Origin of the sequence: Brevibacillus sp. FIR094, assembly GCF_050477165.1 — a bacterium.
Taxonomy (GTDB): Bacteria; Bacillota; Bacilli; order Brevibacillales; family Brevibacillaceae; genus Brevibacillus.
Map to the genome: position 1 here is coordinate 34,189 of NZ_JBEAES010000006.1, position 24,476 is coordinate 58,664.

A 24,476-nucleotide genomic window follows, 5' to 3' on the forward strand; every position below is an offset into this window, starting at 1 on the left:
AGCACCGAGAAAATGGCGAGAACCTGAAGAAGGAAGAGCGGAATGTAGGGGACCTACATGAGCACCGGACTTCGATGGTGAACGCCGGTTTCGATGTCGAAAAAGCATTCATAACTACTTCGTGATCAAAAGACGACTTTTTAAACTACCTTATTCATGCATGGAGTTGCCCATTAGCCATTCTACCCGAAAAGAAAGGCACATTCAAGATGATCATGAATGTGCCTTATTTCCTGCAGTCAGGGCAAACATCAATCCACCCTCTGCTACTACTTTCCCATTTACCAATGCTTTTCCATGCCCTTTGCCAACGGTTCCACGCACACGAGTAAGCTCAACCTCTAGTACCAGCGTGTCTCCCGGCTTCACCTGATCTTTGAAACGGAATTCATCAATACCTGCAAACAGTCCGATTTTTCCTTGATGTTCCTCCATGCTGAGCATCGCTACTGCCCCAACCTGTGCCAATGCTTCCACAATAAGGACACCAGGCATGACTGGATAACCAGGAAAATGGCCTTGGAAAAACGGTTCATTTACCGTGACATTTTTAATTCCAACCGCTTTTTTTCCTAGCTCCAGCTCTTCGATTTTGTCTACCAACAAAAACGGGTAACGGTGCGGGATGATTTCCTGAATTTGCATAATATCCAAAGGCGCTTTGATTTCCATTATGTATCGCTCCATTTCCATACTTAACTAGACTTGTCTATGCATGAATACCCTTTGACCAACGAAACAATATACATAACTCCCGCCCCAGTTGAACGGACAAGCGGGATTAAGATAAAAGGGGCACTTCCTCCCCAAAGAGCGGGAAGTGCTCTTTTTCATCCTTACACGCGATTCAATAGTCGAGCCTTTGCCAGATAAATCGCGCTCACAATAAAGGAGAACGCTATAACCGACCAAAGTATCGCTTCACTGTACTCATAGCGATACATCACCAGCGGAATGACAACATACAAAAGAACAGTTGTCAGCTTGCCGTAGGCGTTTGCCGGTACAGTTTTTTTCCCGCGGAAGTGGTAAACAGCTCCTGTTACTATCATTGCCAGATCGCGCACAAAGAAAAACAGGAGGGCCCATATACTGATTCGATCCGTCAAAAATAATGAGGCGATGACCGCCAGCATCATTAATTTATCTGCCAGAGGATCTAACATCATTCCGATGGTGGTCACAAGCTTATGCTTCCGCGCGATGTACCCGTCCGCAATATCGGTCACTCCCGCCAAAATCAAAATGCCTAAAGCGATTTCAACATGATACGGAAACTCCGAAAAAAAGACATACAGGTACAAAGGGATGAGCACGATGCGAAAGATCGTAAGCAAATTAGGAAGATTCACGGACATCCCTCCGTATTCAAATCGTCACTTCCTTTTTCAACCACTCGATCTATTATACTCTGTGGACAAACACAACAACAAGTCCTCGAAAAAATAGAAGCCCCAACCAAAGGTTCGGGCTTGTCCAGCTTCGTTTTTACGTATCTTCAAACATTAAATCCCACATATGTTTGTAGGTTCCCATATCGAATACATCTGACATTGGCTTCTTGCCAACCCCACCGTATCCGATCATCAGACCAATGACCAGTGAGAAAAACAGCAGGAGTGGGACCAGCACCATCTTGGCAACTCTCAGCCGCCAATTCTTGCCGCTCCGTTCCCGCTCTTTTCCTTTTGACTTAACTTCTTCGGTCTGACGCGGGAAACGTTTGCTCTTCCCTTGTTCCATGCTCCTCTCCTCCGTCATGCTGAAATTATATGGGTTATCTGCTTCTCAGTTGGTTAGCAATTCCCATCATTTGATCACTGATGCCGATTGCGCGTGAGTTCAATTGATACGCACGCTGAATGTTCACCAGTTGGGACATTTCTTCTGTCATGCTGACGTTGGATGATTCGAGAGCACCTTGGCGCAATGTTACATCATTATCATATGCACTGGTGTATTTACTTTGTGGTCCTGCCCGGAAAGCCAATTCGGCATCAAACAGATTCTCACCGACTTGCTTTAGTTGATCAGGATTCTCTACATTCCATACACCAATTTTTACAGATGCCGGCATTCCGTCCGCATTAAAAGTACCATCTGGAGAAATCGAGATGTTTTTTACTGGCTCCGGGAATACGATATTCGTACCACTATCATCTGTCAATATATGACCTGAACTGGTGTGCAATACGTATCCATTCTCATCCTGATCAAAACTGAGCTTAAAGGAGCCATTACGCGTAAAGCGACTTTCTTCATCCACGGTGATGTTATTCGCATCTTTGATTTTACGAGTGACCAAAAAATAGCCATCTCCTTCAATCGCGACATCTGTTGGCACATCTGTCTGCTTGAGACTGCCTTGACCGAGATCCAGCTTGGTCATGGCAAGATGCGCTCCACTACCTACTCTTATCCCCACTGGTGTATTACGATTTTGGTTATCCGCTGCCGGCTGCTCATTCATTGAGTCTGTGAGAAGCTCGGAAAACGATGCGACCCTGCGCTTGTACCCAATCGTATCAATGTTCGACAGGTTGTTGGATGTATTGTCCAACGCTTGCTGAATACCGCGCATAGCTGATGTGGAAATATTAAGCGACTGCATCCTTCCTACCTCCTATTATCCATTAACCCGACCAATTTCATTAGCAGCCTTTTCCAGCGTACCGTCAATTGTGGTAATCACCCGTTGGTTCGCTTCATAGGCGCGAAGCACACTCATCATACTCGTCATGGTTTGACCTGGGTCTACATTCGAGCGTTCACGCCAGCCCTGTTGTGTACCGAAACGACCTTCGACCATAGGAGTATTGTATGTACCTGCTGCTATGGCAGCCTGATCGTTGGCTTCTGCCAAATCAATCCCCTCTACCGCTATGTCGCCCTCAAATCGGAAAACATTCGTTCCTTCACGTACAAGCTTCAGCGGATCGGTTACCACAGCAAGTCCCAATCTAGCATGAGTAGGAAGCGCCGTATACTGTTCTGCTTTTGTGATGGGATCGATGGTAACTTGCATCAACTCGCCACGCTCGTTAATTTTCAGGTTTTGACCGACATTGGTACCGAGTGCGGGATCATGGTTGATGCGAATTGCCTGATTGGAACTATCCAGCACATAATACCCTTCCGCTGTCACCAGGTAACCTTCTGAATTCACGCTCCAGTTACCATTTCTCGTATAGCGGATATCCTCTTGCTGTGCTGGCTGAGCCAAATTTGCTTGTTCAATCCGAGCCACACTGTAAAACAACCGCCGCTCATTGCCATTCTGATCTGGCTGAATATTGTCCATCAACGCAAGATCATACGGATTGCGTGTCTCTTCAATATCCCCCTGCGCAAAATTCGGTAGCGCCTCCGACATGTATACCCCTGTGTTCAAGCGCCCGATAATGGCAGGCTGCCCAGGCATAGTAGGGATGCCCGGAACATCCAGTCCCTCATGATCATTCATGCGTGAGAGCAATTGCTCCGGAAATGCACGCATGACACCCACGTCCTGTTTGAACCCGGGTGTATTGATATTTGCTAAATTGTTCGCCAGCGATTCTTGCCTGTTCTGCAATGCTAGCATGCCAGATGCAGACGTATACAAGCCTCTGATCACTTAAATCTTACCCCCTGAATAATCGCTTATTCGAGTGAGCCGGCATCTTGTCCAAATAGTCCAGCATCATTCCTGTTCCTTTTGCAACGCACATCATTGGCTCGTCCGCTACCAGCACAGGAACCTTCAGCTCCTCTGCCAGAATCTCGTCAATACCGTGCAATAATGCGCCGCCACCGGTCAGGAAAACACCCTTATCAATTATATCGGCAGAAAGCTCCGGAGGTGTTCGTTCTAAAACAGATTTTGAGGCTTGTACAATCGCACTCACCGACTCAGCCAGGGCTTCCTGGACTTCAGTGGAGCGAATGGTAATTGTTTGCGGCAAGCCGCTTACCATGTCTCGACCACGAATGTCCATTTCGTCCTGGCGTCCGCCGGATACGGTTCCAATCTGAACCTTGATATCTTCAGCCGTACGCTCACCAATCAGCAATTTGTATTTATTTTTTATGTAACGCATAATAGCCACATCGAATGTATCGCCTGCTATTTTAATGGAGGAAGACGTGACAATATCGCCCATCGACAATACCGCTACATCGGTCGTTCCCCCACCGATATCCACTACCATATTACCGGACGGCTGAAAAATGTCCATACCTGCCCCAACTGCGGCAACTTTCGGTTCTTCTTCGATAAATACTTCTCTTGCTCCACCGCTGCGCTCAGCTGCTTCGCGAATTGCTTTTTTCTCAACAGACGTGATGTTCGTCGGGCAGCAAATCAAAATACGCGGACGGGCAAACATACTCTTTCCACCAATTTTGTTCAAGAAGTGCTTCAGCATGGCCTCTGTGATTTCAAAATCCGCGATAACCCCTTCTCGCAAAGGTCGGATCGCTACGATATTTCCTGGAGTACGGCCTACCATGCGATAGGCTTCATTTCCCACGGCCAAAACTTTTCTGGTTTTACTATCTATTGCCACGACAGATGGTTCGTCTAGGACAATTCCCTTGCCTTTTACAAAAACCAAGACATTGGCCGTGCCCAAGTCGATTCCGATATCTTTGCCAAACATGAAAGGTCCTCCCTGATTACCAGTTACATTTCTACCTAATATCATAGGCTCTTCTACGTGAGAGGACAAGGAAATTCTTTCTTACACACTCTCCTCCTGTTCTACTCGTACTTTTTTACTACGCCGTTTGTACTTGATTTTGGTCGCTTCGCCTCCCCGAAGATGTCTGATGGCTTTGTGATATTCCAAAATTTCCTTAACCTGGTTCGCCAACTCTGGATTTATCTCAGGCAGCCGCTCAGTCAAGTCCTTGTGCACAGTACTTTTCGAAACACCGAACTCTTTAGCGATCATCCGAACCGTATTTCTTGTCTCTACAATATATCGGCCGATTTTGATGGTCCGCTCTTTGATGTAGTCGTGCACATTACTCGCCTCCTTGTATCTACATTGTCTGATACAATATATGGGTGCGTAGGGACACATATTCTACGTTTCCAAGCCTGACAAGCCAGCACGGCCGCATCTTTTTTCAACAGTTTGTACCACACGCAAAAAAACACCCGCAATTGTTGTATTTTGCAGGTGTTTTTCTAAATTCATCGGTTATTGATTTTTTACTTCCGTTTCAGCCTGAATCAAGTATTGCTCTGGATTGACAGGCTTGTTATCGATGCGAACTTCAAAGTGAAGATGTGCGCCAGCGTCTTTTTCAAAGGTGTTGCGCCCAGCAGACCCGATTACTTGACCTTGAGTCACTTCATCGCCTGGTTTGACTGTTACGCTTTCCAGACTCTGATATACCGTAATCATTTTGTCTGCGTGCTCGACCTCAATCTCGTTGCCGACAAGTGGATCGTTCACCACTTTTACTACTTTACCAGCAAGAGCTGCGATGACATCAAAGCTCTTACCATCCGTGGATACGAGGTCAATACCTGTGTGTGGGTAGAAGGTGTTGTCGAAGCTCACCAATGCTTTTTGCTGATTGTCCTTCGACGCTTTCTCATCGTAGTAGTTCATGCCCACATTGTACTGCACGCCTTTTCCTACTGGCCAAGCGAGTGGTTGTACGCCACTTGTAGCAGGTACCGCTTCTTCGTTTTGCGGTGTAGTCTTCTCAGGAGTTGCAGGAGTTGTCACTGCCACGCCATCTCCGCTATTCGTCATTTTGGATACCGTGTCCATGACGTTGCCCTGATACCACATCACAAAAGCGAGAATGATTGCTGCGGTGCCGATGTAGATTGCAGGAAACGCCCATTTCTTGCCCAAAACTTTTTTCCAAGAACTTGCCTTCTTGAATGGAATTGGTTGATTTTTTTGATCTTCCATTTTATTCATCACCTCATCCCTCAGTATCGCCAGAATTTTGGCGTATAAACCTGAGAGAGTAGGGAAAAGTAAAAATTTGCTTTTCTTTTAAGCTGGGATCACTCTTGAATACACTTGTAGACTAATTCCTTGATAGAAGTGTTTGACGATTTGCTCCGCGCTTTTGCCGCTTTTGGCCATTCCATTTGCTCCCCACTGGCTCATCCCGACACCATGACCGTACCCTTTAGTTGTAATGAAAACCTGATTGCCGCGTAAATCCAACGTAAAGGACGAAGAATTCAAGTTGAGCTTTTCACGAAACTCTCTTCCTGTAAATTCCTTGCCACCAATGCTGATGGTTCCTACGCGATTTCCGGTTGTATGCGATTCGATCCGATACCAGGAACCATTGGTAGAAGCCTCCTGCGTGAGCTTGACGCCCAAATTCTTTTCGAGCTCCGCACTGGACATGACGACCGTTTCCTCATAGCGAGGAGATTGAATATCCCAAGGACTCGCAACGCTCTTCAAATAAGGAATGGGCTTTTCCCAATATTCATCCGAGTTTTCTGTAAAACCATTACTGGTGGAAAAAAACGTCGCGTCAATGGGCTCGTTCTGGTAGGTCAGGATAATTCCTGCTGTCGCCATAACTGCTTGCTGGATGCGTTTGTTTTTCCACTCGTATTGGTCTCCCCAACGCTCACGCCGCTGCTTTTCATCCATATAGACTTGATGCTGCACCGTATCCAAGACCTGCCCGCCTGATGGCACATCATCAAACTTGCCTTCTTTTAATCGGCGCACGATATAGGTCCTGGCCGCCAACGCCTGTGCTTTTAAAGCCTCCAGCTCGAACTCAGCTGGCATTTCCGCCGCTACGACTCCGGTAATATACGTTTCTAGCGGCAATGTTTCCACGGCCTTTTTTTCTGTACGGTACACCTTTACTGGCATAGAGGATGCCGATTCCTTCATCGCCGGTATGGCAGGCTCCGTGACGGCCACAGTAGGCTGACTGACAGGGCCTATTTCTGGTGAAAACCAAAAGACCAGAGCAGCAGGCATCAGGACGAGCAAGATCGGCAAAGCGATAAACCACATGAGTAGATAGCGTTTCATGCAAGAGATCCTCCCCGTTACGTACTAGACACGAAAAGTCTGAATAACCTACTAAAGTCTATGTTTGGTAACAGAGCGGTAGAACGAGAGAATGAGAGAGTCGAGAGAACGAAAAAAAGACCCCCTGCATACGCAGAGAATCTTTCGTTTTGCCATATGGTTGACGCATTTATCAAGCAAAATTAGGAGAGAAGCTTACTTTGATGGTTTCGGAAACTGCTTTTTCACGAGCCTTTTCTTCTGGAACCATACGTTCTACATCTGCGCCCAAAGCCAGCAGCTTTTCCGTAAAGTTCACGTAGCCACGGTCAATATGGTGCAGGGCAGAAACCTCAGTCTCTCCCTCTGATACGAGTCCAGCCAGTACAAGTGCTGCACCCGCACGCAGGTCAGTTGCTGCTACCTTGCTGCCTGTCAGCTTGGAACCACCTTCGACGATGGCACTGCGGCCTTCGATCTTGATGTTCGCATTCATGCGACGGAACTCTTCCACGTGCATGAAGCGGTTCTCAAATACTGTTTCGGTCACGATGCTCGTTCCTTCTGAAACAAGCAAAAGCGCCATCATTTGCGACTGCATATCTGTCGGGAAGCCAGGGTATGGCAGCGTTTTGAGGTCAACTGCTTTCAGTGGGCCTGTACGACGTACACGAATGCCGTTTTCTTGCTCCTCAATGTCCACGCCCATTTCACGAAGCTTGGCGGTCACGGATTTGAGATGATCGCAAATCGCACCTTCCACAAAGACATCCCCACCAGTAATCGCTGCAGCAACCATGAAAGTTCCTGCTTCAATGCGGTCAGGAATGACACAATGTGTGCAGCCCTGCATCTTTTCGACGCCTTCGATGCGGATCGAGCCAGTACCCGCTCCGCGGATTTTTGCTCCCATCCGGTTCAGGAAGTTCGCCAAATCAACGATCTCCGGCTCTTCTGCCGCGTTTTCAATCAATGTGGTTCCCTCTGCCAAAGCAGCGGCCATCATAATATTTTCTGTTGCACCGACGCTAGCAATATCCAGGTAGATTTTCGCACCCTTCAATCGTCCTTCTACCGTCGCTTCAATAAACCCTTGTCCGATTTCGATTTTGGCTCCCATAGCCTCAAACCCTTTTAGGTGCTGGTCGATCGGGCGTGTACCAATGGCACAACCACCCGGAAGAGCGACACGAGCTTGTCCTTTTCTGGCTAAAAGCGGCCCCATCACGAGGAAAGATGCACGCATTTTACGGACCAGTTCATAGGACGCTTCTACACTCGTAAGCTTGGAAGCATCGATCGTCAGCACTTCATGATCATATGTAAGGGAGATTCCCATCGATTTCAAGAGGTCGCATATCGTCCGGACATCGTCGAGGCCTGGTACGTCTGAGATGACGCAAGTCCCTTCTTCTGCCAAGATAGATGCTGCAATAATAGGGAGTACGGCATTTTTGGCGCCAGATACTTTTACATTTCCAGCCAATGCCTTACCACCACGGACAATAATTTTATCCAATGTGTACCCCTCCGCGTGCTAATATTCCACAGTGATGATTGGTGTACCTACCGTAATCCATGTTCCAGAATGGCTGTCACGATGCGTAGCCACCTGTAGATTCATCTTTTGACCGTTTAACGCGATGAATGATTCCCACATAGGGGTATGCCCTGAAATACTGACAACCGTCTCATCTTGCAAACGTTCTAATTCTGTTGCCTGGAGAGTACCAAAAATCGACAATATTTTACCCTCCTGTTGGTCAACACCCATCTTAACATTGTACAATCCGCGAATACAAGTGCTAATTTGCGGAATAAAGTCGGCGCTTTGCAGGGCATTCGTGAAGGTTTCCTGTACTTGTCCAATATATAGTAGGGAATCACGGTTACCAGATAACTGAAGTACTAGATATACAGAAAATGCTCCATTTTTAGGAACTCCTGTCACCTCGTAGCTCAGATCCACGCCGTTTTGTGTGTATGTAGTCCTATATGCAAGTATGTTGTGTTTACGCGATTGTTCGCTTGGGGAAAACGGAATCTCAAGTTGTTGTGCCCATTTCGTCGCCAACTCTTTTACTTGTTCAGGACGCAGGCCTTCTCCCATCGCCGTACGCATACGTACCTGAACCGATACACCCGTTGCGCCCGTTTCTTCTAGTACTTTCATCATTTCTGTCACAACCGGCTTTTCTTCCTTTGCTTGTGCAGGCATCCAATACGCGGCCCCCATCACGAGCAATAGAGCCAGCACGAACCAACTAGACCATTTCCCCATTGATACCCTCTCCCTATGCTTACATGTATCTCTTTGTACTTCTCATTTTGTACATGTAGCTGGGTGGATATACCAGCGAATCGTCGTCTTTCACGTATTTAGTTGAACAAATTCCCGAATGTCAGGGACCAGCCCAAGTAATCAAGGAAAAAGCGGGACAGTTCATATCCAATCACAATGGAAAGAAAAATTTGCAACAGCTTCGCCTGAACGCCATTTGGTTTTTTCAAAATCTTATCAAAGCGAAAGGATTGCAACGCCCACCAAGCGAGCCCAATAAACGCAATCGATAAAATGATACTCAACAAGCCATATACTTCTTGTGGCATGCTCGTTACCTCCTCATTACCCATCCGAGAATCATAGAAAAAGGAACGGCCCGATCACGAGCCATCCCTTCTATTGTACCTGAAGTGCTATTCAGTTACGAGTATCACTGAGAGCTGGGAGAGAGCATGTTCCCAAAATCAAAGGACGGATTGAAATGAATCTGGATATAGTCAGTGACCAGCCCCGGGAAAGCACCGAAGAATACGGTAGCGATTGCCATGATGAGAATAAACGTCCAAATGCCTTTTGGCACGACCATCGGTGCTTCCGTTGTCCCAGGACGCATGTACATCTGACGAATAATCCCAAAGTAGTAGTAGTAGGAAATGACGCTGGTGATGATCATAATCGCCGCCAGCCAGTAGTTTTCTACCACTAATGTACCCATGAACAGATAGAACTTCCCGAAGAAGCCAACCGTAATCGGGATACCTGCCAAGGACAAGAGGAAGATGCTCATCGCAACCGCCATCACTGGTGAGCGATGATACAATCCGGCGAATCCTTTCAAATCCTCTGTCTCTTGCTCACGAGATACAACCATAATCACAGCGAAAGCACCAAAGCTAACCAGCAAGTAACCGAACAGATAGAAGATCACTTCGCTGAAAAAGAGAGAGGTCGGCGGTACAAACGGCACGAGCAAATAGCCCGCTTGCGCAATACCTGAGTAAGCCATCATACGTTTGACGTTTGTCTGCCTGAGCGCCATCGTGTTCCCGATAATCATCGAGGCCGCTGCCATCAGCCCCAGATAGAGGCTTCCCTCTTCGAAAAAGAACCGTCCTGATCCCGTTCCATCGGAAACGTTGAAAAACGAGATCATCATTACTCGAAAGATCAGCGCGAACCCTGCTGCTTTTGACACAACCGCCAGGAAAGCAGTGACCGGGGTAGGAGCACCCTGATAGACATCTGGCGCCCACATGTGGTTAGGCGCTGCAGATATTTTGAATGCAAGACCTACTGCGAGAAACGCAAACGCCGTATAAACGAGGAACTGATAGCCCGCCATTCCCGCTTCTGCCAATCGGAATGAGATTTCATAAATATGTGTGGTTCCCGTAAGTCCGTACACGTACGACATCCCAAACAGGAGCACAGCCGTGGCAATACTTCCCGAAACGACGTATTTGAACGCCGACTCGTTGGAAAGCCGCGATTTTTTTCGCAATCCGACCAATACATAGGACGAGAGAGACAATAGCTCCAGTCCCACAAACAAGGTAATCAAGTCAGCCGACGAAGCCATGACCATTGCCCCGAGAAGCCCGGTCAGCATCAAATAGTAATACTCGCCTCTGTGCTGGATTTCCCCTGATTTCAGATAGGACAGCGAGATGAGAATGGCAAAAGCTGTCCCTGCCAGGAAAATCAGCTTGAACGCATTGCCGTAATCATCGATTCGGATCATGTCGATCATGTAGCTGTATGGCTTATCGAGAGCATTCATATTGATGATCACAAAGATCGCCGCTATGACCGTTCCCAGGAAAGATAGCCAACCAATGACCTGCTTGCCAAGGCGCTTGCCCGCAAAAAGATCCAACAGTGATAAAAAGGTAGCAAAGCCAAGAATGATAAACTCGGGCAGAAGGTAGCTCCAGTCATATGAGAAAATATCTTTAACCTCCATGGATTACCCTCCTATTCCCGTTACGATAGGTACGATCGTTTTCAGCGCCTGCTGCATCGGATTCCCCAGAACTGCCGGATAAACCCCGATAAGAATAATACATCCCAATAGGACTACCATCGGAATGACTTCCATCGGCTGTGCATCAGCAAGTCCTGTGCATCTGCCAGGAGTAGGGCCAAAAGTCGTTTTCAAGATCGCTCTGAGTAAATAAACCGCGGTGAGGACAATCCCGATCGCTCCCACTGCTGCCATTACTGGCAAACGACCAAACAAACCAAGGAAGGCAAAGAACTCACTAATGAATCCGGACATGCCCGGAAGTCCGAGTGAAGCCATCCCGCCTGCCAACAACACGCCGCTGACAAACGGCATGGACTTGGCTAAACCGCCCAAATCGTCGAGCATCGATGTCTGCGTCCGATCCCAAATGACACCGATCAAGAAGAAGAGCAGTGCTGAGATAAAGCCGTGGGATACCACCTGGAACATCGCTCCCTGAAACCCGATCGTGTTCATCGATGCGAAACCGAGCAAGACGATACCCATATGGCTGATACTGGAGTAAGCCAGCACCATTTTTAAATCCTTTTGTACGAAGGCCAGTACAGCTCCATACAAAATGTTGATAATCCCCAAAACCGCCATCCACGTAGAGAAATCATAGGCCTGCTCTGGGAAGAAGCCGATTCCCATCCGCAAAAGACCGTATGCCCCCATCTTCAGCAAAATACCGGAGTGAATCATGACGATAGAAGGTGGAGCCTGTACGTGTACGCGTAGCATCCACGTGTGGAACGGAAATACTGGCAACTTAATCGCAAAAGCGATAAATAGCGCTAGAAAGATGCCAAAACGCATTTCTGGCGTAAGGATTTCGGTTATCGGATGCCCTGGTGTCGTCAGGATCGCCGTGATTTCATCCATATTGAGCGTCCGCATGATGACAAAGATCACGATGAAAGCCAGCAACATAATCCCTGAACCGATTCCGTTATACAAAAGGAATTTGTTCGCCGCTTGTTCGCGCTCCCCATATCCCCAAATCCCGATGAGGAAGTACATCGGTACGAGTGTCAGCTCGAAGAAAATGAAGAACAGAAACAGATTGTCTGCAGCAAAGACTCCCAACATGCCGATCAACAGCAGGTGAAACAGGATAAAATACTCCTTCTGCCTCTTCTTGATCTGCCACGAAGCAATTGCTGCGAGGGTGCCGATAATCGCCGTCAGCAAAATCAATGGCATCGAAATACCATCTACACCGAGTTCATAGTTGATCTCAAAAGCAAAGACGGTGCCTGCCTGAGCCATTCCAATCGGAATCGAAATCCAATTGTGCTTTTCTACGAACTGCAGATTGGCTGTCTCGTAATCAAATATGCCGAACATCCAACCTGCCAAGATAAGTGCCGGCAACGTTCCAAAAATCCCGACCTGCTTGATCACACCTGCATGTCGACTGGGGATAAAAGCCATGACGAGAATCGCCAGCAGCGGAGAGAACACCAGTGATGACAAAAGGATATTACCCAAAGAGTCCACCTCCCCTAGCCGTCAAACTGATGGCGATGATCAAGAGTAACAGACCAAATATGACTATTGCCCCATAGGATTGCATCTGCCCGCTTTGTACTCTTGCGTGCAAAGATCCGATTCCTTGGGTGATTTTTGCTGTCAATCCAACCAAACCATCCACAACATACTTATCAAATACATCCAGGACAAATCCAAGCCAGCCTAAAGGACGAACAATGACGTTATGATACAGCTCATCGATGTAGTATTTCTTGTATGAGAGCTGATAGAGCCACGGCATTGTTTCTGGAATCGTGTCCGAGGAGATTGATTTCTTGCCGTACATTAGGTACGCCAGCACGACTCCAAGAATGGATATCAACAGTGCCACAATCTGTAACCAAGATGGTGCATGCTCACTGCCTTCCCCAAAAATGCTCGTGATTGCCGTCCCTGTGTTCGTTGACAACAACCAATCAGAGAGTAATGGTGCGTACGGTGTATTCACAAAGCCCGCGACAACTGCAAGCAATGCCAAGACCAAGAGCGGACCTGTCATGACTCTTGGAGATTCGTGCGCTTCGTGCTTTCCACGTGCCTTCCCTGCGAATGTTAGGAAGAACAGACGGAACATATAGAATGCGGTAAAGAATGCTGCTAACAGCGCGATGAACAGTAAATCGTAGCGTTGTGCCCCGTAAACAGCTCCCAGAATCGCTTCTTTCGACCAGAAACCAGCGAACGGAAAGATCCCCGCAATCGCCAAGCAACCGATCAAGAAAGTCAAAGCGGTGATCGGCATCTTTTTCCACAAGCCACCCATTTCGAATACATTCTGCGTATGTACGGCATGGATGACACTACCTGCTCCAAGGAAGAGCAGTGCTTTGAAAAAGGCATGCGTCATCAAATGGAAGGAACCTGCTACATAACCAGCAGTACCAGCTACACCCAATGCCAGCATCATGTACCCGAGCTGACTGACTGTGGAATAAGCCAAGACACGCTTGATATCCCGTTGGGTCAGACCGATCGAAGCTGCAAATATGGCGGTGAATCCTCCTACATACGCCACAACTGTCAAAGCCGTATCGGATGCGATAAACAACGGATAGGTAGCAGCGACCAAATAAACACCAGCCGCGACCATCGTTGCCGCGTGAATTAATGCAGACACAGGTGTTGGACCTTCCATGGCATCAGGCAACCACGTATGAAGCGGAAATTGACCTGATTTTCCCATCGCCCCCACGAAAATGAGGATCGCCGCGAGCGTAATCATCCATGGTTCCAGTCGTCCGAGTGTGATACTCTCAAAAATCGCCCCATACTCGAAACTTCCGGTCCACCAGAACAACAGACATATCCCGATGAATAGACCAAGATCCCCGATGCGTGTAACGATAAAAGCCTTTTTGGCAGCCGCTTTTGCCTCTGTCTTGAAGTAGTAGTAGCCAACGAGCAGGAAGGAGCATACCCCGACCAGCTCCCAGAAAATATACACTTGCAACAAATTTGGCGAGATTACTAATCCCAGCATTGAGAACGTAAACAGCGCCAGGTATTGATAAAACACCGGAAAGCGTTCATCCCCATGCATGTAGCCCTTGGAATAGATTTGGACCAACAGACTGACCAATGTCACAATGACGAGCATCATGGCATTCAGCGGATTCACTTCGAATCCCATGTTGATCACGATATCGCCGATATGCAGCCAATCTATCACAAAATTGTAATCGGTTCCCCCACCCTGGAATCTCTCCCAGAAAATGAGCACTGCGATTCCAAAAGAAACAGCCGTCAGGGTAATGCCCACTATGGCCGCTCCTTCTTTCAATTGGCGACCAAATGAGACGATCACGATGAAAGCAAGAAGCGGAAACAGAGGGATCAGCCAGGCATAGTGCATTAGAGTATCCATCTTTGTCCTCCTTTTCAGGTTTCCCTCTTATCGTTTCATTTGGTCCATTTCATCTACATTCACGGTCTCCTTGTTGCGGTACAGCGCAATTAGAATCGCTAACCCTACGGCAACCTCGGCAGCTGCAACCGTCATCGTGAACAAGGTAAAGATTTGTCCCGTCACAGATGGATACAGTCCGAATTTAGAAAAGGCGACCAGGTTAATATTTACAGCATTCAGCATCAGCTCGATTGATAACAAGACGACGACTGCATTTCGCTTCGTCAATGCGCCGTACAAGCCAACACAAAAGAGAATCAGAGCAACCATTAAGTAGGAGGAAATGCTTACTGTCATTCGTTATCCCCCTCCTTTTTCGCCATGATGATCGCACCAATCAACGCGACCAACAACAGAACAGACAATAGCTCAAATGGTATGACGAATTTGGTGAATACTTCGATACCGATTTCTTTTGCATTGTCTACAGGAGCCTCTGCAGGTGGCGGTGGCGCAGGCCACGGTGTATTTTGCACACCCCAGAACAATAATCCGAACAAAACGATCACGAAGAGCAGGATAAAACGGTTTTTCCATGTCCGGCCTGTTCCCTCATCGTTCGCATCGTGCTTGGTCAGCATGATTCCAAAGAGCATCAAAATGGAGATAGCCCCTGAATAAACCAGAATTTGTGCGACTCCGACGAAATCCGCTCCCAGCAAAACAAACAGACCTGCAATGCTGATAAACGTAACGCCCAATGAGATGACCATGTGGACGACGCGCGTAAAGCTGATCATAAATACCGCGCCACCGATCGTCAGAAGAGACAGGATAAAAAAGGCCACGAATTCGCCTGTCATACTAATTCTCCTCCCTGACGTTCGTATTGTTATCGTCGAGCCATTTCAAGTTCTTGTATAATTCGTCCCGGCTATAGGCAGCCAGTTCGAAGTTGTTTGTCATCACAATCGCTTCAGTGGGACAAACCTCTGTACACAGGTCGCATAAAATGCACAGCTCAAAATTGATATCGTACGTATCGATAATCTTTCCCTTTTTCTCCGGATCAGGATGGGGCTTCCCTGTCAGTTGAATACACTCCGTCGGACAAATACGTGCGCATTGGTTACAGACGATGCATTTTTCAGGAGAAAAGTGCTGAATACCGCGAAAGCGAGGCGGCATTGGAAAGGGCACATCCGGATAGAAGTGGGTTACTTTTTTCTCCGTGAGCTTTTTAAATGTATACCCCAGGCCTTTGGCCAGTCCTAGCATGTGTGTCACCCCTCAGGATTTGAGAACTTGGCTGCACCACGTTTTTGACGAAAGCTAGCTTTTGGCGAAGCAAGCCTATGGCGAAGCCTGCGCTATGAAAACAATGGGACGTAGTCGTTTTCGATCAAGTCGCTACTAGAACATGCCATTTTGGTAAGAAACCACTACGGCTGTGAGCAGGATGTTGAGCAATGCCACGGGCAACAGCACTTTCCAGGCAAACGACATCAGTTGATCGACACGTAAGCGCGGCATCGTGGCGCGAATCCAAAACTGGAGGAAGACGTAAACTGAAAATTTAAGGATAAACCAGACGATTCCCGGAATGAAGTCCAGCGATGGATGAATCGGCAACCATCCACCAAAAAAGAGAATCGTGATCAAGGCACCCATCCCGAACATGTACACATACTCCGCCAGCATGAACATCGCAAAACGGAAACCGGAATACTCGACGTGGTAACCGCCAACGAGCTCCGACTCTGCTTCTGGCAAGTCAAACGGCGTGCGATTCAGTTCAGCCTGAGCAGCAATGATAAATACAGCAAATCCGATAAACTGCGGAACAATATTCCAGACATCCCGCTGCGCCTCGACAATATCCTTGAGATTCATGCTGCCCGTCAATAAGACGATACCCACCACGGACATGACCAGCGGTACTTCATAGCTGATCATCTGCGCAGCGGAGCGGAGACCCCCGATCAGCGAGTATTTGTTATTCGAGGCCCAGCCAGCCGTGATCACGCCTAATACGGTGATCCCAGACAAGGCGATATAGTACAAGAGCCCTATTCCCAAATCAGCGAACCGAATCGTTTCCGTAAAAGGCATGACCGCCAATACGGCAAAAGCAGGGGCATAGGCCAATATTGGTGCTAAAGTGAACAACGCTTTGTCAGCGTGCTGCGGACGAATATCTTCCTTTAATAGCAGCTTGGCAACATCGGCAACCGTCTGGAGTAGTCCCAACGGTCCTACTCGATTCGGCCCAATGCGCAGCTGCATCCACCCAATCACTTTACGCTCAAAGTAAATGGCGTACGTAACGAATCCCAACACGACTGCAAGCAGTAAAACTGCCGCTACGATAAACCAAAGCGTGGTCCCCCATGAGGGTGCTTGCTGCAAGAGAGTATTCATCAACAGTCCACCTCCCCGAGCACGATGTCGATACTGCCCAGGATGGCAACCATGTTCGAGAGGTTTTCCCCCTGCAACAGCTTAGGCAGAATTTGCAGATTGGTAAACGAAGGTCGTCTGAACTTCAATCTCCACGGTTTATCCTTACCTTGACTGGCAATGTAACAACCAATTTCTCCCCGCGGTGACTCGATGCGCACATATGTCTCCCCAGCAGGCGGGCGAATCACACGTGGTACTTTGCCCATGACTTCGCCTTCACTCGGAAATTGCTCCAATGCCTGCTCAAGAATTCGCAGAGATTGCTCAATTTCAGCCATGCGCAGATGATAGCGCGCCATGCAATCTCCCTCAGTCGCTGTCGGCACATCAAATTCAAAACGATCGTAAATGCAATACGGTTCGTCCTTGCGCAGGTCCCACTTGACCCCTGTCGAGCGGAGCATGACACCTGACATCGAGTAATCCAATGCCGTTTTTGTATCGAACTTTCCAATCCCTACGATACGGTTGATAAAAATCTCATTCCCTGTCACCAGTTGGTGGTAGTTATTCAATTCTTTCTTCATGTACTGGACAAATTCTTTGGCTTTGTCGATCCAGCCTGGAGGTGCATCCCATTTCACTCCGCCTACACGCATGTAGTTAAAGGTCATCCGCGCCCCGCATAGCTCATTAAACAAATCCAAGATCGTCTCTCGATCACGGAATGCATACAGGAAGGGCCCCATCGCACCAATGTCCAAAAGAAACGTTCCCCACCAAACCAAATGGCTCGCCACCCGGTTTAGTTCCATCGCAATCAATCGCAAAAACTGAGCGCGCTCTGGAATCTCCAACCCCATCATCGTTTCTACTGCGTGGCAGAGAACGTAGTTGTTGGTCATGGCGGACACGTAGTCCATACGGTCTGTATAAGGAATAATTTGCGTATAGGTCAAGTTTTCTGCCAGCTTCTCTGTACCTCGATGCAAGTAGCCCATTACCGGAATCGCTTCTTTAATGGTTTCCCCATCGATTTTTACTACCAAGCGAAATACCCCGTGTGTACTTGGATGCTGTGGACCTACGTTTAATAACATCTCTTCCGTACGAAGTCCTGTTTCGGAAGAGGTATCAACATGAGTCGTGAGGATGTTATGGTTCATCTGCTAAACCTCCTCGTCGTATTGCACATAATCTTTGCGCAGCGGATACCCAACCCAATCATCCGGCAACAGGATTCGACGTAAATCCTTATGTCCCGGGAAATGAATACCCAAAAGGTCAAAAGTCTCTCTTTCATTCCAATTTGCGCCATGCCAGAGGTCCATTACAGAAGCAACTTTTGAATCTTCTCTGCTCGTTTTGACCTTTACGGCCAAGCTTTGGCGATTTTTGTAGGAATAAAAGTGGTAGTATACCTCCAGACGATCCTCGTAATCGACACCGTGAAGATCGGACAGATATTCAAAGCTCAATTGCTCGTCATCTTTTAAAAATTGGGCAACTTGATGCCAACGTTCGTTTTGAATGGTGAGAGTTGGAACTTCCTTTCCCAGCTCGTTAATATACGAAGCCTCGATGACTTCCTGTCCAAATGCTTCGGAAATTCGTGCCACGTATTTATCAAGATAAGGCTGGTTTTTGGAAGGTGCTTTCGGCGCTTCCTCTGCCGGGGCCTCATCACCAGTCGCTTGCGCTGTTTTTGCCTTCGCTGCTGCGGCGGCTGCTGCTTTGGCTTTTGCGGCAGCTGCAGCCTTTGCCTTAGCGTCGTCATCACCAGATTCATCGCCGCCTGCTTCACGTGCGGCTTTTGCCTTAGCAGCGGCCGCTGCGGCAGCCTTGGCTTTTGCGGCAGCTGCGGCCTTCGCCTTGGCATCCGCATCCGGAGCTGAATCAGCTGTATCGGCTCCATTTTCCGCGGCTTCTTTTGCTGCTTTGGCTTTGGCTAGTGCTTCTGCGGCAGCCGCTTTCTTGGCTGCAGCTTTTTCCTCAGGCGTCATTTCAGACACAGGCTTTGTTGGTGGAGAAGTAGCTTCTGTCTGTTCCTTCGTAGCTTTTGCCTTGGCAATTGCTTCGGCCGCTGCAGCTTTCTTGGCTGCGGCCTTTTCTTCCGGCGTCATTTCAGACACAGGCTTTGCTGGTGTAGCAACTGCTTCTGATTGTTGCTCGGCAACCGGAGTTTCCACTTCCGCAGATTCTTTTGCTTCCTTCGCCGCTTTTGCCTTGGCAATCGCTTCTGCCGCTGCAGCTTTCTTCGCTGCTGCTTTTTCCTCAGGTGTCATTTCAGAGACAGGTTTTGCATCCGGAGCAGAGACTTCCTCTTGTGGCTCTTGAGATAGCTCCACTTGGTTCGCCTCTTGGGAAGCCTGGGCTTCCTGTTCTCTTAATTTTCGCAAAGCTTCGGCCTTGGCACGGGCTTCAGCCGCTGCCGCTGCCTTTTCCTCCGGCGTCGGCTTGCGCTTCTCGTCGCTCATAGATTGGTCACCTGCTTCCCAGTCTTCGCTTCGTAACGGATTTTTTCTTGGAGCTTATTGATTCCGTAGATCAAAGCGGCAGGGTTAGGCGGACAACCCGGAATATATACGTCGACAGGCACAATCTGGTCTACACCTTTTACCACGCTGTACGAGCGCACGTACGGACCTCCCGCTGTCGCACAGGAGCCCATGGCAATCACCCACTTTGGTTCAGGCATTTGATCATACAGCCTGCGTAGCAGTGGGGCCATCTTTTTCGTGACGGTTCCGGCTACGATCATGACATCAGATTGTCTTGGGGATGCTCGAAAAATGACGCCGAACCGGTCGAGGTCATATCGCGCTCCACCCGTTCCCATCATCTCGATTGCACAACAGGCCAAGCCAAAGGTTAATGGCCACAACGAGTTGCTGCGAACCCATCCCTTCACTGTTTCCAATGTCGTGAACATGACGTTGCGATTCAATTCCTCTTGCAATTCAGGCGCAATGCTTGTCAGATCTAGTTCCATTCCAGCACCTTCTTTCTCCACGCGTAAATCAATCCTACGATGAGCAAGGATATAAAGATGACCATCTCGACTAAGGCAAATAGCCCTAGTTCTTTGTAAGCGACGGCCCACGGATACAGAAAGAGTGTTTCTACATCAAAGATGACAAACATGAGGGCAAAAATGTAATACTTCACGTTGAAACGCACCCAACTGTCACCAACAGGAATGTTACCGCTTTCATAAGTAGTTTGCTTCTCCCGTGTCGGTTTCTTTGGACGAAGTAATGGACCAACAAAACTGACTGTAGCCACGGGCAACAGCACACCAAGAATCAAAAAGATCGCGACAATCACATAATTGTTGGTATAGATGTCACTCACCCACGTTCCCTCCGCTCTTGAGAAAGGTATGAATCGTCTTACGCTGTCCTCCAGAAGAAGTCGTGACTCCCTCAAAAGGGTACTGCTCGCAGCATCAAAGGTGTAGGTATGAACGCTGTCGCTAAATGATACTGCTAGAAAAAAATACCTTTATCATTATAGCAAATTGCCAATAGGGTGTCTAACGAAAGCCTTCCTTTTGTGCCATATAAAGGGAAAAAACTCAGAGATTTCTCCCTGAGTTTTTCCAGCATAGTATGATGACCAAACGAATATGCCCGTCTGTTCCTCATATTCTCTTAATTATTGAACGTTGTTTGAAAATTGCTGTCCGAGGAAATCCTCGTAAATGCGTTCCCATACAATCGTAAAGTTCATCTTCTCGTCCTCTGGGATTTCCAGCATATTTTCAATCGCTTCTTCCATATATGGAGTCAGCTTGATCAGAACCTCTGCCAGCATCTGATCATTGGTGTTCAGCAATTGCTTCATTTCTGCTTTGGAGATGCTGAACGCATTTTCTTCTTGCTCGTGCAGCTTCATCACGAGGCGGCTAAACATCGGATGAACCAATGCTTCCAGTTTAACATGAGCCAATGCAAGGGATTCTGCTTCACTCAGCTTGAACAACTCAGATGCATCTGGGAATGGATAAACGGGTACATCCCAAGCATCTCCATTATCGATTACCAGACCCCACTTCACGAAAAGCTCAATCGCTTCGTCAAGAGATGTCGGATATGCATAATCGGAACGGCTCATGAACCCTTTGAATCTGTTCAAGAGGTTTACATAGCCTTTAAAATCCTCTTCAGACTTAAAACCTTCTTGAACAGGCTCGGTGAATGTGCCTTTCAATGCATCGAACTCGTCCAGAGCTTTTCTCATTTCTTCTTTTGATTCATGCTTTGTTACCACATAGCACATTGCCTGGAAGAGAACATTCATTTCATGAGATAGCACGCTTGTCCAGCCATTAGCCGCAAAGCTGCTAGGAATCACTACGCCATCTTGATTGTGGCGGATATCGCGAACGGTTTGCATCAATTACACTCTCCTTTAATCCCAATAGCCAATGCCGCTTTTTCCCGCTGTTTTTCATGCTAACGTAGCTCGTCGGCAGGGCATTAGGTCTATTATACACAGAAACATTAGGCAATTACCAACTGGAAATATCATGCCCGATTACCATGCTCATCATTCATCGCCAGATAACCGAAAAATCCCCGCAGCCACATGGGCGCGGGGATATCTAAGCTTACGCTTTACTTCGCTACGTCGAGACGTGCCATCGCACGTTGCAGCGCGCGTTCTGCACGCTTGACGTCGAGCTCGGCATATTTCTCAGCCAAACGCTTTTCAGCACGCTCTTTCGCTGCCTTTGCGCGTTCAACATCGATGTCTCCCGGCAATTCAGCCGTTTCAGCAAGGATGGTCACTTTATCGCCGCGCACTTCCATGAAGCCGCCGCTTACAGCCATCTTTACTTCTTTATCGCCTTCTGTCTTAATCCGAACTGGCGCTGTTTTCAGCGGGGTTACCAACGGCACGTGGTTCGGCATAATACCGATTTCCCCTTGCAAGCCGCGAGCAATCACCATTTCAGCCTGACCGCTGTAGACAACCCGTTCAGGAGTTACGACTTCAACTGTCATCTTACTCACTTACTCGTCTCCCCTTTCCAGGGTGTCTTACGCCATTTTCTTCGCTTTTTCTACCGCTTCTTCAATTGTACCTACGTACAGGAACGCGCTCTCTGGCAGGTGGTCATGCTTACCTTCGAGGATTTCCTTGAAGCTGCGAACGGTTTCTTTCAATGGCACGTATTGGCCTGGGTTACCAGTGAACTGCTCGGCAACGTGGAAGGACTGGGACAAGAAACGTTGAATGCGGCGTGCGCGTCCAACTACTTGCTTGTCGTCGTCGCTCAACTCGTCCATACCGAGGATCGCGATGATATCTTGCAGTTCTTTGTAACGTTGCAGGATTTTTTGAACGCTACGAGCCACATCATAGTGTTCTTGTCCTACTACATCAGGAGCCAGAGCACGGGAAGTGGATGCGAGTGGATCTACCGCAGGGAAGATACCCAACTCAGCGATGGAACGCTCCAAGTTCGTTGTAGCGTCCAAGTGAGCAAACGTAGTAGCAGGAGCCGGGTCAGTGTAGTCATCCGCTGGTACGTAGATCGCTTGAATGGACGTTACGGAACCTTTTTTCGTAGAAGTAATACGCTCTTGCAGCTGACCCATTTCGGTAGCCAGTGTTGGCTGGTAACCTACCGCAGATGGCATACGGCCCAAGAGAGCAGAAACTTCGGAACCCGCTTGAGTAAAGCGGAAGATGTTATCAACAAAGAGAAGAACGTCGCGGCCTTCTTCATCACGGAAGTATTCCGCCATAGTCAGACCAGTCAACGCTACACGAAGACGTGCACCCGGCGGTTCGTTCATCTGACCGAATACCATCGCGGTTTTCGGCAGTACGCCTGCGTCTTTCATCTCGTGGTACAGGTCGTTACCTTCACGGGTACGCTCACCTACACCAGCGAATACGGAAATACCACCGTGCTCTTGCGCGATGTTGTTGATCAGCTCTTGAATAGTAACGGTTTTACCTACACCCGCACCACCAAACAGACCGATCTTACCACCCTTGATGTACGGAGCCAAGAGGTCAATAACTTTGATACCTGTTTCCAGGATTTCAACAGTCGTTGCTTGGTCTACGAACTCAGGAGCTTTACGGTGAATTGGGTCACGACGATCTACTTGACCAAGTTCTTGCAGGTCGATCGGCTCACCCAATACGTTGAATACGCGTCCGAGGGTAATTGCACCCACTGGAACGGAGATAGCTGCACCAGTATCAACTGCTTCCATACCACGAACCAAACCGTCAGTGGAAGACATTGCAACGGTACGAACCAAGTTATCGCCCAAATGAGTAGCAACCTCAACAGTCAAGTTGATGTCGCGCTCACCAGCGCTTTGTGCTTTATGTTGAATCTTGATCGCATTGTAAATGGCAGGCAGGTGTCCGCGGTCGAACTCGACGTCAACAACCGGACCCATTACCTGAACCACGCGTCCATTCGCCATCTTACTTCTTCCCTCCTGTAAAGCTAAATTGGGAGCTATTCGCTGCCACTAAGCCTGTGCGTTTGCACCTGCAACGATCTCGGAAATCTCTTGTGTAATGGCTGCCTGACGAGCACGGTTGTAGCTCAACGTTAAACGGTTGATCATATCCGTAGCATTGTCTGTCGCGCTGCCCATTGCAGTCATACGGGAACCTTCTTCGGAAGCTTTTGCTTCGAGAAGTGCACTGTAAACCAGTGTTTCCGCATATTTCGGCAACAGGTCCGCCAATACTTCTTCCGAGGACGGCTCATACTCGTAATTCATTGCGCGCGCATTGTTGCTCTCGGGAGCTTCCAATGGCAGCAATTGTTTTACGGTAGGTATTTGCGAAATTGCACTTTGGAACTTGTTGTAGCACAGGTACAGTTCGTCAATCTGCTCATTCTCGAACATTTGGACTGCTGCACCGGCAATTTTCTTGATATCAGCAAAGGCTGGGCTGGCTGGCAGACCTGTCACTTCCTCCAAAAGCGGGTAGTTGCGTTTGCTGAAGAAGTCACGACCTTTGCGGCCAATCACAAAAATACCGTACTCATCCTTGGACTTGTGCTTCTCGTTAATGGTATTTACCACTTTACGGAGAATGTTGGCATTGTAACCCCCAGCAAGTCCACGATCGGAAGTGATGACAATATAACCAGTCTTTTTCACCGGACGATTTTGCAACATTGGATGTTTGGAACCAGAGTTCCCACTCGCGATGCTTGCGATCACTTCTTGGATCTTGTCAGCATACGGGCGTGCCGCCTCAGCTTTATCCTGGTTACGGCGAAGCTTTGCAGCCGCCACCATTTTCATCGCTTTCGTGATTTGGCGCATATCTTTTTTACTTTTGATACTGCGTCGAATCTCACGTATTCCTTTAGCCACTCGTTTTCACCACCTTGAGGACGCATGCACAGGCAAA

The 24,476-nt window shown here is 48.1% G+C and carries 27 protein-coding genes; all 27 read right to left on the minus strand.

From position 1 onward, the window contains the following. Window positions 1-213: 213 nt before the first annotated feature. Window positions 214-672: a 3-hydroxyacyl-ACP dehydratase FabZ gene (gene fabZ / locus ACQ5DJ_RS06265; protein ID WP_429841692.1), complete on the minus strand. Its 459-nt coding sequence runs from the start codon at window positions 670-672 to the stop codon at window positions 214-216. Window positions 673-836: 164 nt separating this feature from the next. Continuing rightward, window positions 837-1,358: a CDP-alcohol phosphatidyltransferase family protein gene (locus ACQ5DJ_RS06270; RefSeq protein ID WP_429841693.1), complete on the minus strand. Its 522-nt coding sequence runs from the start codon at window positions 1,356-1,358 to the stop codon at window positions 837-839. Window positions 1,359-1,488: 130 nt separating this feature from the next. Continuing rightward, the gene (locus ACQ5DJ_RS06275; RefSeq protein WP_144618788.1) at window positions 1,489-1,743 is read right to left on the minus strand and encodes a DNA-directed RNA polymerase subunit beta; all 255 of its coding nucleotides are present in this window, start codon (window positions 1,741-1,743) and stop codon (window positions 1,489-1,491) included. 34 nt (window positions 1,744-1,777) lie between these two features. Next, on the minus strand, window positions 1,778-2,611 hold the full coding sequence (locus tag ACQ5DJ_RS06280; protein WP_429841694.1) for a flagellar hook-basal body protein: 834 nt from the start codon (window positions 2,609-2,611) through the stop codon (window positions 1,778-1,780). A gap of 15 nt (window positions 2,612-2,626) precedes the next feature. Beyond that, window positions 2,627-3,616, minus strand: a complete 990-nt coding sequence (locus tag ACQ5DJ_RS06285; protein ID WP_144618785.1) for a flagellar hook-basal body protein — start codon at window positions 3,614-3,616, stop codon at window positions 2,627-2,629. A gap of 7 nt (window positions 3,617-3,623) precedes the next feature. Then, on the minus strand, window positions 3,624-4,640 hold the full coding sequence (locus tag ACQ5DJ_RS06290) for a rod shape-determining protein (protein ID WP_429841695.1): 1,017 nt from the start codon (window positions 4,638-4,640) through the stop codon (window positions 3,624-3,626). A gap of 81 nt (window positions 4,641-4,721) precedes the next feature. Continuing rightward, window positions 4,722-5,006: a sporulation transcriptional regulator SpoIIID gene (gene spoIIID / locus ACQ5DJ_RS06295; RefSeq protein ID WP_003388385.1), complete on the minus strand. Its 285-nt coding sequence runs from the start codon at window positions 5,004-5,006 to the stop codon at window positions 4,722-4,724. Between the two features lie 180 nt (window positions 5,007-5,186). Further along, window positions 5,187-5,915, minus strand: a complete 729-nt coding sequence (locus tag ACQ5DJ_RS06300) for a peptidoglycan DD-metalloendopeptidase family protein (RefSeq protein WP_429841696.1) — start codon at window positions 5,913-5,915, stop codon at window positions 5,187-5,189. Between the two features lie 87 nt (window positions 5,916-6,002). Further along, complete coding sequence (gene spoIID, locus ACQ5DJ_RS06305) at window positions 6,003-7,019, minus strand: stage II sporulation protein D (RefSeq protein ID WP_429841697.1); 1,017 nt, start codon at window positions 7,017-7,019, stop codon at window positions 6,003-6,005. Between the two features lie 172 nt (window positions 7,020-7,191). Next, on the minus strand, window positions 7,192-8,517 hold the full coding sequence (murA, locus tag ACQ5DJ_RS06310) for a UDP-N-acetylglucosamine 1-carboxyvinyltransferase (RefSeq protein WP_429841698.1): 1,326 nt from the start codon (window positions 8,515-8,517) through the stop codon (window positions 7,192-7,194). 18 nt (window positions 8,518-8,535) lie between these two features. After that, window positions 8,536-9,279, minus strand: coding sequence for a YwmB family TATA-box binding protein (locus ACQ5DJ_RS06315; protein WP_429841699.1), 744 nt, complete (start codon window positions 9,277-9,279; stop codon window positions 8,536-8,538). Between the two features lie 98 nt (window positions 9,280-9,377). Then, window positions 9,378-9,608, minus strand: a complete 231-nt coding sequence (locus ACQ5DJ_RS06320) for a DUF1146 family protein (RefSeq protein ID WP_106654755.1) — start codon at window positions 9,606-9,608, stop codon at window positions 9,378-9,380. Window positions 9,609-9,712: 104 nt separating this feature from the next. Then, window positions 9,713-11,245, minus strand: coding sequence for an NADH-quinone oxidoreductase subunit NuoN (gene nuoN / locus ACQ5DJ_RS06325; RefSeq protein WP_429841700.1), 1,533 nt, complete (start codon window positions 11,243-11,245; stop codon window positions 9,713-9,715). A 3-nt stretch (window positions 11,246-11,248) separates the two neighbouring features. After that, window positions 11,249-12,781, minus strand: a complete 1,533-nt coding sequence (locus ACQ5DJ_RS06330; protein ID WP_429841701.1) for a complex I subunit 4 family protein — start codon at window positions 12,779-12,781, stop codon at window positions 11,249-11,251. After that, entirely contained in the window at window positions 12,774-14,687 is a 1,914-nt protein-coding gene (gene nuoL, locus ACQ5DJ_RS06335) for an NADH-quinone oxidoreductase subunit L (RefSeq protein ID WP_429841702.1), read from the minus strand. The genes ACQ5DJ_RS06330 and nuoL overlap by 8 nt, the downstream gene beginning before the upstream one ends. Before the next feature lie 27 nt (window positions 14,688-14,714). After that, window positions 14,715-15,026, minus strand: coding sequence for an NADH-quinone oxidoreductase subunit NuoK (gene nuoK / locus ACQ5DJ_RS06340; RefSeq protein ID WP_007722089.1), 312 nt, complete (start codon window positions 15,024-15,026; stop codon window positions 14,715-14,717). Continuing rightward, a complete protein-coding gene (locus tag ACQ5DJ_RS06345) occupies window positions 15,023-15,532 on the minus strand; it encodes an NADH-quinone oxidoreductase subunit J (RefSeq protein ID WP_429841703.1) in 510 nt (169 codons plus the stop codon). The genes nuoK and ACQ5DJ_RS06345 overlap by 4 nt, the downstream gene beginning before the upstream one ends. 1 nt (window position 15,533) lies before the next feature. Next, window positions 15,534-15,947: an NADH-quinone oxidoreductase subunit NuoI gene (gene nuoI / locus ACQ5DJ_RS06350; protein ID WP_007722093.1), complete on the minus strand. Its 414-nt coding sequence runs from the start codon at window positions 15,945-15,947 to the stop codon at window positions 15,534-15,536. Window positions 15,948-16,082: 135 nt separating this feature from the next. After that, window positions 16,083-17,093 (minus strand): NADH-quinone oxidoreductase subunit NuoH, encoded by a 1,011-nt coding sequence (gene nuoH, locus ACQ5DJ_RS06355; protein ID WP_429841704.1) that lies wholly within the window; start codon window positions 17,091-17,093, stop codon window positions 16,083-16,085. Further along, window positions 17,090-18,238, minus strand: coding sequence for an NADH-quinone oxidoreductase subunit D (locus ACQ5DJ_RS06360; protein WP_429841705.1), 1,149 nt, complete (start codon window positions 18,236-18,238; stop codon window positions 17,090-17,092). The genes nuoH and ACQ5DJ_RS06360 overlap by 4 nt, the downstream gene beginning before the upstream one ends. A 3-nt stretch (window positions 18,239-18,241) precedes the next feature. Then, entirely contained in the window at window positions 18,242-19,549 is a 1,308-nt protein-coding gene (locus tag ACQ5DJ_RS06365; RefSeq protein ID WP_429841706.1) for an NADH-quinone oxidoreductase subunit C, read from the minus strand. Next, entirely contained in the window at window positions 19,546-20,064 is a 519-nt protein-coding gene (locus tag ACQ5DJ_RS06370; protein ID WP_007725455.1) for a NuoB/complex I 20 kDa subunit family protein, read from the minus strand. Before ACQ5DJ_RS06370 ends, ACQ5DJ_RS06365 begins: the two co-directional genes overlap by 4 nt. Beyond that, on the minus strand, window positions 20,055-20,426 hold the full coding sequence (locus tag ACQ5DJ_RS06375) for an NADH-quinone oxidoreductase subunit A (protein WP_007725457.1): 372 nt from the start codon (window positions 20,424-20,426) through the stop codon (window positions 20,055-20,057). Before ACQ5DJ_RS06375 ends, ACQ5DJ_RS06370 begins: the two co-directional genes overlap by 10 nt. A 303-nt stretch (window positions 20,427-20,729) precedes the next feature. Beyond that, a complete protein-coding gene (locus tag ACQ5DJ_RS06380) occupies window positions 20,730-21,470 on the minus strand; it encodes a DUF6042 family protein (protein ID WP_429841707.1) in 741 nt (246 codons plus the stop codon). A gap of 221 nt (window positions 21,471-21,691) precedes the next feature. Continuing rightward, the gene (locus ACQ5DJ_RS06385; protein WP_017252349.1) at window positions 21,692-22,090 is read right to left on the minus strand and encodes a F0F1 ATP synthase subunit epsilon; all 399 of its coding nucleotides are present in this window, start codon (window positions 22,088-22,090) and stop codon (window positions 21,692-21,694) included. Between the two features lie 27 nt (window positions 22,091-22,117). Beyond that, window positions 22,118-23,527 carry a F0F1 ATP synthase subunit beta gene (gene atpD, locus ACQ5DJ_RS06390; protein ID WP_064200405.1) on the minus strand — a complete coding sequence of 470 codons (1,410 nt, stop codon included), beginning with the start codon at window positions 23,525-23,527 and terminating at the stop codon, window positions 22,118-22,120. 48 nt (window positions 23,528-23,575) lie between these two features. Further along, window positions 23,576-24,439, minus strand: coding sequence for an ATP synthase F1 subunit gamma (gene atpG, locus ACQ5DJ_RS06395; protein ID WP_429841708.1), 864 nt, complete (start codon window positions 24,437-24,439; stop codon window positions 23,576-23,578). Window positions 24,440-24,476: the final 37 nt, after the last annotated feature.